14 protein-coding genes are annotated in these 9,584 nt (G+C 62.5%); 3 read left to right on the top strand and 11 right to left on the bottom strand.

Annotated features, from left to right (window positions below):
* Positions 1–387: 387 nt before the first annotated feature.
* From rpsQ to rpsJ, 11 genes are read right to left on the bottom strand one after another with little or no spacing between them, the layout of a single operon-like run.
* Positions 388–666 (bottom strand): 30S ribosomal protein S17, encoded by a 279-nt coding sequence (gene rpsQ / locus QP140_RS09435; protein WP_070758466.1) that lies wholly within the window; start codon positions 664–666, stop codon positions 388–390.
* Positions 663–896 carry a 50S ribosomal protein L29 gene (gene rpmC, locus QP140_RS09430; RefSeq protein ID WP_012359583.1) on the bottom strand — a complete coding sequence of 78 codons (234 nt, stop codon included), beginning with the start codon at positions 894–896 and terminating at the stop codon, positions 663–665. Before rpmC ends, rpsQ begins: the two co-directional genes overlap by 4 nt.
* Positions 896–1,312 (bottom strand): 50S ribosomal protein L16, encoded by a 417-nt coding sequence (rplP, locus tag QP140_RS09425; RefSeq protein ID WP_070758467.1) that lies wholly within the window; start codon positions 1,310–1,312, stop codon positions 896–898. The genes rpmC and rplP overlap by 1 nt, the downstream gene beginning before the upstream one ends.
* Positions 1,313–1,318: 6 nt before the next feature.
* Positions 1,319–2,065 (bottom strand): 30S ribosomal protein S3, encoded by a 747-nt coding sequence (gene rpsC / locus QP140_RS09420; protein ID WP_012359581.1) that lies wholly within the window; start codon positions 2,063–2,065, stop codon positions 1,319–1,321.
* Complete coding sequence (gene rplV / locus QP140_RS09415; protein ID WP_012359580.1) at positions 2,065–2,427, bottom strand: 50S ribosomal protein L22; 363 nt, start codon at positions 2,425–2,427, stop codon at positions 2,065–2,067. The genes rpsC and rplV overlap by 1 nt, the downstream gene beginning before the upstream one ends.
* A gap of 2 nt (positions 2,428–2,429) precedes the next feature.
* On the bottom strand, positions 2,430–2,708 hold the full coding sequence (gene rpsS, locus QP140_RS09410) for a 30S ribosomal protein S19 (RefSeq protein WP_012359579.1): 279 nt from the start codon (positions 2,706–2,708) through the stop codon (positions 2,430–2,432).
* A gap of 16 nt (positions 2,709–2,724) precedes the next feature.
* Positions 2,725–3,561, bottom strand: coding sequence for a 50S ribosomal protein L2 (gene rplB / locus QP140_RS09405; RefSeq protein WP_012359578.1), 837 nt, complete (start codon positions 3,559–3,561; stop codon positions 2,725–2,727).
* Between the two features lie 37 nt (positions 3,562–3,598).
* Entirely contained in the window at positions 3,599–3,907 is a 309-nt protein-coding gene (gene rplW, locus QP140_RS09400) for a 50S ribosomal protein L23 (RefSeq protein ID WP_070758468.1), read from the bottom strand.
* Positions 3,904–4,581 carry a 50S ribosomal protein L4 gene (gene rplD, locus QP140_RS09395; protein WP_070758469.1) on the bottom strand — a complete coding sequence of 226 codons (678 nt, stop codon included), beginning with the start codon at positions 4,579–4,581 and terminating at the stop codon, positions 3,904–3,906. Before rplD ends, rplW begins: the two co-directional genes overlap by 4 nt.
* Positions 4,578–5,234 (bottom strand): 50S ribosomal protein L3, encoded by a 657-nt coding sequence (gene rplC / locus QP140_RS09390; protein ID WP_284759390.1) that lies wholly within the window; start codon positions 5,232–5,234, stop codon positions 4,578–4,580. Before rplC ends, rplD begins: the two co-directional genes overlap by 4 nt.
* A 51-nt stretch (positions 5,235–5,285) precedes the next feature.
* Positions 5,286–5,591 (bottom strand): 30S ribosomal protein S10, encoded by a 306-nt coding sequence (gene rpsJ, locus QP140_RS09385; protein WP_010120790.1) that lies wholly within the window; start codon positions 5,589–5,591, stop codon positions 5,286–5,288.
* Positions 5,592–6,958: 1,367 nt separating this feature from the next.
* Here rpsJ and QP140_RS09380 point away from each other — a divergent pair.
* From QP140_RS09380 to QP140_RS09370, 3 genes are all read left to right on the top strand, one after another.
* Complete coding sequence (locus QP140_RS09380; protein ID WP_284759372.1) at positions 6,959–7,756, top strand: sortase; 798 nt, start codon at positions 6,959–6,961, stop codon at positions 7,754–7,756.
* Between the two features lie 154 nt (positions 7,757–7,910).
* Positions 7,911–8,771, top strand: a complete 861-nt coding sequence (locus tag QP140_RS09375) for a hypothetical protein (protein WP_284759370.1) — start codon at positions 7,911–7,913, stop codon at positions 8,769–8,771.
* A gap of 277 nt (positions 8,772–9,048) precedes the next feature.
* On the top strand, positions 9,049–9,504 hold the full coding sequence (locus QP140_RS09370; protein WP_284759369.1) for a hypothetical protein: 456 nt from the start codon (positions 9,049–9,051) through the stop codon (positions 9,502–9,504).
* Positions 9,505–9,584 lie beyond the last annotated feature (80 nt).

Genomic DNA, 9,584 nt, shown 5'->3' with positions numbered 1-9,584 from the left:
CACCCTGACCCGAAACGAGAACCAAGCCGACCACGAAACAGGACGACCAGCCCTCTACGACAACGCTATCGACACCGACTACACCCACTCAATCGGCATCCAAAAAGGCCAAATCTAACCCCCGCGACACGCCGGGCCAGACACACTTTTTGACCCTTAACCCGGAAATAACGGGTTTATGGGCTGCGTTGGCCAAAGTGGTGGCACAAGTGCAGCAAGCGTAAATTAACTTAGCATAACCTAATATGCAGCTTTTGAGAAGGGGCGTGGATAGCAAAAGACCCGCCATAGGCGGTTGCCTACGGCGGGTATATAGTGCGAATTTCCACCTTACCACGACTGACTTACATCAGCACACCGGCAAAGACCGGAAAGTCTTAGAGAAAACTAGCGAGCCTTCTCTACGATGTCCAGGAGACGGAAGTGCTTGTCCTTGGACAGCGGGCGGGTCTCCTCGATGCGGACGCGGTCGCCGACACCGGCGAGGCCTTCCTCATCGTGTGCCTTCACGCGCGAGTTGGTGCGCATGATCTTGCCGTACAGGGCGTGCTGCTTGCGGTCCTCCAGCTCGACGACGATGGTCTTAGCCATCTTGTCGGAGACCACGTAGCCGGTGCGGACCTTCTTCTGGCCCTTTTCCTTCTTGTTCACGTTAGCCTCACTCATGCTGCGTCACCACCAGGGTTGGTCGACAGCCCGAGCTCGCGCTCGCGCAGGACCGTGTAGATGCGAGCGATGTCCTTCTTGACAACGCTCAGACGACGGTTGTTGGTCAGCTGGCCGGTCGCCATCTGGAAGCGAAGGTTGAACAGCTCTTCCTTGCTCTCCTTCAGGCGGGTGGTCAGCTCCTCGTTGCTGAGCTCGCGGAGCTCAGAGGCTGGGATACCAGTAGCCATTAGAACTGATCCTCCTTCTTCACGATGCGCACCTTGCATGGCAGCTTCGCGCCGGCGCGGCGCAGAGCCTCCAACGCGGTCTGCTCATCTGGGTACGACATCTCGAACAGGATGCGGCCAGGCTTGACGTTGGCGACCCACTTCTCGACCGGGCCCTTACCGGAACCCATACGCACGCCAAGCGGCTTCTGGGTCAGCGGACGGTCCGGGAAGATGTTGATCCACACCTTGCCACCACGCTTGATGTGGCGGTTGATGGCAATACGTGCAGCCTCGATCTGACGGTTCGTGATGTAGGTCGGCTCCAGGGCCTGCAGGCCGTAGTCGCCGAAGGTCACACGGTTGCCGCCCTTGGACATACCGCTACGGTTCGGGCGGTGCTGGCGGCGGAACTTAACGCGCTTGGGGATAAGCATTTGTTCTTAGCCCTCCTGCTTCTTCTCGGCGCGCTGGCGGCGTGCACCACCGCGGCGCGGGCGCTCACGGCGACCACCGCGGGACGGGCGCTCGTCGCGAGCGTTCATCAGGGACTCGCGGCGACCGCCGACGACGTCACCCTTGTAGATCCACACCTTGACGCCGATGCGGCCGAAGGTGGTGTGGGCCTCGTGGGTGCCGTAGTCGATCTCGGCACGGAGGGTGTGCAGCGGAACGCGACCCTCGTGGTAGCGCTCGGTGCGACCCATCTCCGCGCCGCCCAGGCGACCGGAGCAGACAACCTTGATGCCCTTGACCTGTGGCTGACGCATTGCACCCTGGATTGCCTTGCGCATAGCGCGGCGGAATGCAACACGGTTGACCAGCTGCTCGGCGATGGACTGAGCCACCAGCTGAGCGTTGGCATCAACGTTCTTGACTTCGAGGATGTTGAGCTGGACCTGCTTGCCGGTGAGCTTCTCGAGCTTGCCGCGGATGCGGTCAGCCTCGGAGCCACGACGCCCGATCACGATGCCCGGACGTGCGGTGTGGATGTCGACGCGCACACGGTCGTGCGTGCGCTCGATGACCACGTTCGCGATGCCGGCGCGCTCGAGCCCCTCGGAGAGGAACTCGCGGATCTTGATGTCTTCGGCAAGGTAGTCAGCGTACTGCTTGTCGGCGTACCAGCGGGACCGCCAATCGGAGGTGATACCCAGCCGGAGGCCGTGGGGTTGAATCTTCTGGCCCACTACTGAGCACTTCCCTTCTGGCTCTCGACTACCACGGTGATGTGGCTGCTGCGCTTACGGATGTGGAAAGCACGACCCTGAGCGCGCGGACGGAAACGACGCATGGTCGGGCCCTCGTCGGCGTATGCCTCGGAGATGACCAGGGTGCGCGGATCCAGACCAAAGTTGTTCTCAGCGTTAGCCGCTGCGGAGGCAACAACCTTGGCGACGTCCTCGGAAGCAGCCTGCGGGGCGTACTTCAGGATTGCCAGGGCGTCCTCGACGGACTTACCGCGGACCAGGTCGATCACGCGGCGTGCCTTCATCGGGCTGACGCGCACGAAACGCGCGGTGGCGCGTGCGGAATTCACAGTTTCAGTCATGATTATCGACGACCCTTCATGTCGTCCTTGACGTGACCCTTAAAGGTCTTCGTCGGTGCGAACTCGCCCAGCTTGTGACCAACCATCGAGTCATCGATGAACACCGGCACGTGCTTACGACCGTCGTGGACGGCGAAGGTGTGACCGATGAAGTCGGGCAAGATAGTCGAGCGGCGGGACCAGGTCTTGATGACCTGCTTGGTGCCCTTCTCGTTCTGAGCATCCACCTTGTTGAGGAGGTGCTCGTCAACGAATGGGCCCTTCTTAAGGCTGCGTGGCATTCTCTGCTACCTCCTCTTAGCGCTTCTTGTTGGGACGGCGACGGCGGACAATCATCTTGTCGCTCGGACGGTTCGGGCGGCGGGTGCGGCCCTCCAGCTGACCCCATGGGGACACTGGGTGGCGGCCACCGGACGTGCGGCCCTCACCACCACCGTGCGGGTGGTCGACCGGGTTCATAGCAGCACCGCGGACGGTCGGGCGCCAGCCCTTCCAGCGCATGCGGCCGGCCTTGCCCCAGCGGATGTTGATCTGCTCCTGGTTACCGACCTCGCCGACGGTTGCACGGCAACGGATGTCGACGCGGCGGATCTCGGAGGACGGCATACGCAGGACTGCGTACTTGCCTTCCTTACCCAGCAGCTGGATCGAGGCACCAGCGGAGCGGGCCATCTTGGCGCCGCCGCCTGGCTTCAGCTCGACGCAGTGGATGGTGGTACCGGCCGGGATGTTACGCAGCGGCAGGTTGTTACCAACCTTGATGTCTGCGTTCGGGCCGGACTCAACCAGTGCGCCCTGCTTCAGGCCGCGCGGGGCGATGATGTAGCGCTTCTCGCCGTCGCGGTAGTGCAGCAGTGCGATGTTTGCGGTGCGGTTCGGGTCGTACTCGATGTGAGCGACCTTTGCGACCACGCCGTCCTTGTCGTTACGACGGAAGTCGATCACGCGGTAGCGACGCTTGTGGCCGCCACCCTTGTGACGGGTGGTGATGTGGCCGTGAACGTTGCGGCCACCGGTCTTCGACAGCGGGCGCAGCAGAGACTTCTCTGGAGTGGAGCGAGTGATCTCGCTGAACTCGGAGACGGAGCTCGCGCGGCGACCCGGCGTAGTCGGCTTGTACTTACGAATAGCCATACTTTTGCTTCCTCTTTACCTGTCGGTTTGCCGGCGCTTACGCGACGGTGCCACCGAAGATGTCGATCGGATCGCTGCCGGCGACCAGGGTCACCATGGCGCGCTTGGTGGCCTTGCGACGACCGTAGCCGTAGCGGGTGCGCTTGAGCTTGCCCTCACGGTTTGCGGTGTTGACGCTGGCGACCTTCACGCCGAAGATCTGCTCGACGGCAATCTTGATCTGGGTCTTGTTGGACGTTGGTGCGACGAGGAACGTGTAAACGTTCTGCTCCATCAGGGCGTAAGACTTTTCAGACACGACCGGAGCGATGATGACGTCGCGAGGATCTACAACCTTGTTGCTCACTTAGCCTCCTCCTTCGTGTTCTGGTCCTCGGCCTTGTTGGCGCCGCTTGCTGCCTTGATGAAGGCGTCCAGTGCCTCGACAGAGAACACGACGTCGTCTGCGTACAGAACGTCGTAGGTGTTCAGCTGGTCTGCCGGCAGTGCGTGCACGTTCGGCAGGTTAGCGACGGACTTGCGAGCGGTCAGGTCCTCACGGGTGAGGACGACCAGGATCTGCTTGCGCTCGGTCAGACGCTCCAGGAAGGAACGTGCAGACTTGGTGGATGGGATCTGGCCCGGCACGAGCTCCTCGATCACGTGGATACGGGAGTGGCGTGCGCGGTCAGACAGGGCGCCGCGCAGTGCGGCGGCCTTCATCTTCTTCGGGGTGCGCTGGGAGTAGTCGCGCGGCTGCGGGCCGTGGACCGTGCCACCACCGGTGAAGTGTGGTGCGCGGATGGAGCCCTGGCGTGCGCGGCCGGTGCCCTTCTGGCGGAATGGCTTGCGGCCACCGCCACGGACCTCGCCGCGACCCTTGGTTGCGTGCGTGCCCTGGCGCTTCGCTGCGAGCTGAGCGGTAACGACCTGGTGCATCAGCGCGACGGACGCCTCAACATCGAAGATGGATGCTGGGAGCTCTACGCTGCCGTTGGTCTTACCATCAGCGGTATGTACATCAAGCTTCAGATTGCTCATGCTTTAGCACCGCCCTTCACTGCGGTCTTGACAACGACGATGCCGCCGTTGATACCCGGAACTGCGCCCTTGATGAGCAGCAGGTTGGAATCGGTATCGACCTTGGCAACCTTCAGGTTCTGCATGGTCACGCGGTTGTTGCCCATGCGACCTGCCATGCGCTTGCCCTTGAAGACGCGCCCCGGGGTAGCGGCTCCACCGATACCACCGACGCGACGGTGCGCTGCCTGGTTACCGTGTGCTGCACCCTGGCCGGCAAAGCCGTGGCGCTTCATGCCGCCGGCGAAGCCGTGACCCTTGGAGGTGCCGGTGACGTCCACGAAGTCGACCTCGTTGAAGATCTCGACGGTTACGTCCTGGCCGACCTCGTAGCCGGAAGAATCCGCGACGCGGATCTCGGCGACGTGGCGACGAGGGGTAACGCCGGCCTTCTTGAAGTGGCCAGACTCAGGCTTGTTGACCTTACGTGGGTCGATCTCACCGAATGCGATCTGGACGGCCTCGTAGCCGTCGATGTCCTTGGTGCGCACCTGGGTTACGACACAAGGCCCAGCCTCGACGACGGTGACCGGTACGACGCGGTTCTCGTCATCGAAGATCTGGGTCATGCCGAGCTTCTTGCCCAGGATGCCCTTGATCTCAATATCACTCATAGTTTTGTTCTCCGCTGCCTTTAAGCTGCTGTATTCAGACTCGACTCAGGCTTACTGAATGTTGACGTCGACGCTTGCCGGAAGGTCGATGCGCATGAGGGCATCAACAGTCTTCGGGGTTGGGTCGAGAATGTCGATCAGGCGCTTGTGAGTACGCATCTCGAAGTGCTCGCGCGAGTCCTTGTACTTGTGCGGCGAACGGATGACGCAGTAAACGTTCTTTTCAGTTGGCAACGGCACCGGGCCGACTACACGGGCGCCGGTACGAGTGACCGTCTCAACAATCTTCTTGGCAGAAGCGTCGATTGCCTCGTGATCGTAGGCCTTGAGCCTGATGCGGATCTTCTGTCCCGCCACGCTTGTCCTCTTCCTCAGCGTGCCCACGTTCTCGACCTGCTGTCGAGCTTGTGAGCGAACACGCTTCTTTTCTTGTCTTAACGCTGTCCGGCCGTGGGGCCTGGTCCAGACGCCAGTTTGCTCAGTGTCTTCTCTGTTCACTTCGTTGCACCGGTTGGGGTGGTAAACGATCGCGTTTGCGTTGTTCACAAAGCACACACTGTGTGTTGGAAGAGACCCTCCCCGCGTGGGGACTAGTGCTCATGCGCCTAAATACTGCTGGTTATCTGCAGTTGTGGACGCAGAGGAGGCAAAAGGTTCTTTCCTTATGCTTACTGCCGCTGTTCATTTACCATGTCCCACTCCGGCACCCGCGGTCGGGCGTGTCGCCGTTCCCGCGCGAAGTACCGCACAGCAGAGTTATCCCCCACTGTGTTGGTTCATGCTCGCTTCACCATCAGCACCTTCTTGGCTGGGCGTTTTATCCTGATCAGTTCCGGTTAGGCTTAATCAAGCACGCATGGCCTCATGTGCCGTGTTAAAGCAACGTCAAGTATTCAACCACATCGAACGCGCGAGGCCAAATTTATTTTTCTGAGCCCGCGGTGGCTCGTTCACGGTGGGCCGCGCACGACGGGAGCTTTAACACAGCATGTGCAACACGCATTAGAATCGCCACATAGTTTTCTCGTAGAGGTTTCAGGCGTGATCGTTGCTGACACCTCATATATAAGGAGGGCAAAACAGTGAGCGATTCTATGGATCCCCGTCGGCGCCACTCGGGCCCGAGGCGATCCCCGCTGCCCGCCCCACGTTCCCCGCAGTCCGACGAGGGCGGCCCGCAACCGCCGACCTACCGGCGCGCGAACACACCGGCGCCGGAGCGGGAGGCAGGGCAACGATCAACGCACAGCCCTCGCTCCGCAGATCACGGCGCGGCTCAAGGCCCTCACCCGCGCCCACGCCCTCGTGCGCAGCAGCCTCGCGGCAGTCGACCCATTCCGGAAGGTGAGCAACGCCCCCGCTCGCAGGGTGGGTCCCAGCGCCGCCGCCCGCTTCCACAGGGAGAGGCCAATACCCTCCGTTCACGCCAGGGCCAACCACAGCGCCGTCCCCGCCCCCAGGCATCAGAAGGGGGCCGCCCCACTCCGCCGGGCCAGCGCCGTCCACGTCCGCAGGGCGAACCCCAGCGCCGCCGACCGCAGGCGCCCATTGACGGGCAACCGAACGCTCGACGCCCGCGCCGCCCGCGGCCTGCCGGGGAGCAACCTCGTTACCGCAGGGATGGCCAGCCAGGAGGCTCGACTCCTCGTCGGCGCACCGCGACGTCCAGTAGCCGTGATCATGGGCACCGCGGCCCGAGGCAGGGTCGCACACTTGGCCCGGAGATGGCCGCTGTGCAGCAGCGCCGCGCCCGCCGGGATGAAAAGAGAGCTCAGCACCGGCGGCCGGAACCGCAGCTTGGCTCTGCCTGGCGGGAGACCTCTTCGCGCGATGGCAAGAAGAAGCCACTGTGGTTGAAACTCGGCGCCGCCGCATTGGCCCTCGTGCTCGTGTTTGCGCTCTGGCCCTCGGGCAAGTTCTCCCCTCCGGAGGACTTGGAGAATAACGAAGTAGTCGCAGAGCAGTCGCCTCCCATCGACCCCTCCCCTGTGATCGAGATGTACGTACCCGCCCTGAAGATGCACGCCACCTTCGAGGAGGGTCCGTGCCGCGTGAAGGACGGTGCAATCAATCCAGACACGATGGATAAGGCCTGCACCTACACCTCGGAGGACAAGCCCTACTCCCTGCCCGGCACGAATGCCAAAGACATCGTGGTCATTACGGGACACACGGGCGCGGGCGTCCCCGCCGTATTTAACGACCTCTACGACGGCGCGAAGGATAAGCACAAGGTCAGCATCGGCGACAAGCTCTACCTGCGCACCCAGGCTTCCGGCGACACCTGGCTCGTATACTCCGCCACCGACCTCCACGACCCGCAGAAGGAGGGGCTCTCACAAAGCCCTGAGATTTGGGGCGAGGGCCCCATGCCGGGCCGACTGCTGACGATCAGCTGCATTCAGCCGGCGAACCTGCTCGCCCCGGCGGTCCGCAATGCGGTGGTGGGCTGGCAGTTCCAGGGCACCTCCACAACGGTGGGCAAGGGCGCGGAGGAGCAAGCACCCCAAGAAGCGGAGTAATGACAAGCTGAGAATTCCACCCCTTTTTGAGGGTGTTTCTCATTGGGAATGCAAAATTTGTTGCGAGAGTTAAGGAAGCGCTTATAGTTGACACTGTTGATGCCGCCCCCGATGTTTGGCATTACGCAACACCAATCTCTTTCAAGGAGAGACCATGAAGCTTTTTCCACGCACTCTGACCGCCGCCGTCATGGCAGGCGCCCTGGCCGTCGGTGGCGCAACCGTCGCAGATGCACAGGACGCCCAAGCAGCTCCAGCCGAAACCCAGACCGAGGAGCGCACGAACTGGCCGGAGTCCTTCACCTCTACTGACGGTGTCGAGTACTTCAAGAACGAAAACGATAATGGCTACGCCTCGAAGCCGGAGTTCGGCAACGCAGTCAAGGCGACTCCAGAGCAGGCTGACGCCATGCTGACCGAGGCCGGCGTCGCTAAGACCGCACCGCAGCCTGAGACCCCTGAGGTCGACGAGTCCGACATCCCGGCACCGGCTACCAAGCAGGACTCCGAGGGCAACACCTGGTACCAGCACAAGGACGGCGAGATCTACGTCAAGGACCGCAACGACTGGAACGCCCCAGTCACTGACGAGCTCCGCAACGCCTACTACGAGGCTTTCCCAGACGCTAAGCCGGACGCCCCGGAGAACCCGGGCAGCTCCGACTTCGACAAGAAGAAGCTGGCTTGGCTGGCTCTGCCGGCAGCCCTGATCATCGGTGGCATCGTTTACCACCTGATGAAGGACGGCCAGACCTACACCCCGGACGAGGGTCGCAAGAACGAGGACCCGACCGCTGAGGAGAAGGCTGCTTCCGACAAGCTGCTCGGCGAGAACAAGGACGAGGTCATCGCTCAGGGCGGTCAGCTGGCTGAGGGCGCAGACGCCGCAGCTACCGACCGTGGTATCGCAGCCGAGACCGGCTCCAACGCTGCCGCACGCGGCCTGGCTGCACTCGCAGTCGTCGCAATGGTTGCAGCTGGCGCATTCGCAGCTTCCCGCAAGCTGTTCGCCTAAAACGGCATCAACGCTTAACCGCCCCTCACCCGCCGAGCACAACGCTCTAGGCACAACGGGCAGTTAACACCCCGGCCCACCCCCTCCCCCGGACCATCCGGCGGAGGGGGTGGGCTTTTCTATACCCACACGAGCCCCCAACTGCGATAGCCTGAAAGGCATTGCGCGCAGCGGCCGCGTAAGGCCGGCAGCGCCAGAGCGAGCCCGGCAGCGCCAGCACGCCACCAGGGCTCCAAAGCACCCAACAAGGGCACACAAACATCGAGAAGAGGCTTCCATGGCCAACCAGGCCCGCAACACCGGCGGCAACCAGAGCTTCCGCAAGAACCCGGAATACGTCAAGGCGCGCCGCGCCATCGTCCGCGAACACCACCCGGACCACGGCGGGTCTAACGCGGCCCTCATCGCGGAACTCAAGAAACTCGACGAGCGCTGGGAGCGCAAGACCGCGTTCAGCGCAGCCGTGCGAGAACAGCTCCAGGAGCACCGCCCCTCCTTCATCGACCCGAAGGCCGCAGAACAGGCCATCCAGTTCGCAGAGCGCTACGCGGACCCCGTCGTCTCAACCGCGGACTACCTCGTCGAGCGCGGCGAGAAGGGCGGCAAGTGGCTCAAGGAGAAAGGCCAGGGCCTCTACGAGTCCAAGGTCCCACCCAAGGTGAAGCAGAAGATCGAGAAGACCGCCCAGGACGTCCTCAACCGCGCCACAAAGCGCTTCAAGACCGGCAAGTAGCCCCGGGCGGATTCTAGGGGTCGTTGCAACATTTCCTAGCTTTCAGCTAAATCTAACAGCTCCGCCATCCGCTCCGCAGG

Source organism: Corynebacterium sp. UMB9976 (assembly GCF_030212265.1).
Lineage (GTDB): Bacteria > Actinomycetota > Actinomycetes > Mycobacteriales > Mycobacteriaceae > Corynebacterium.
This window is presented reverse-complemented; position numbering and strand designations above follow the sequence as displayed.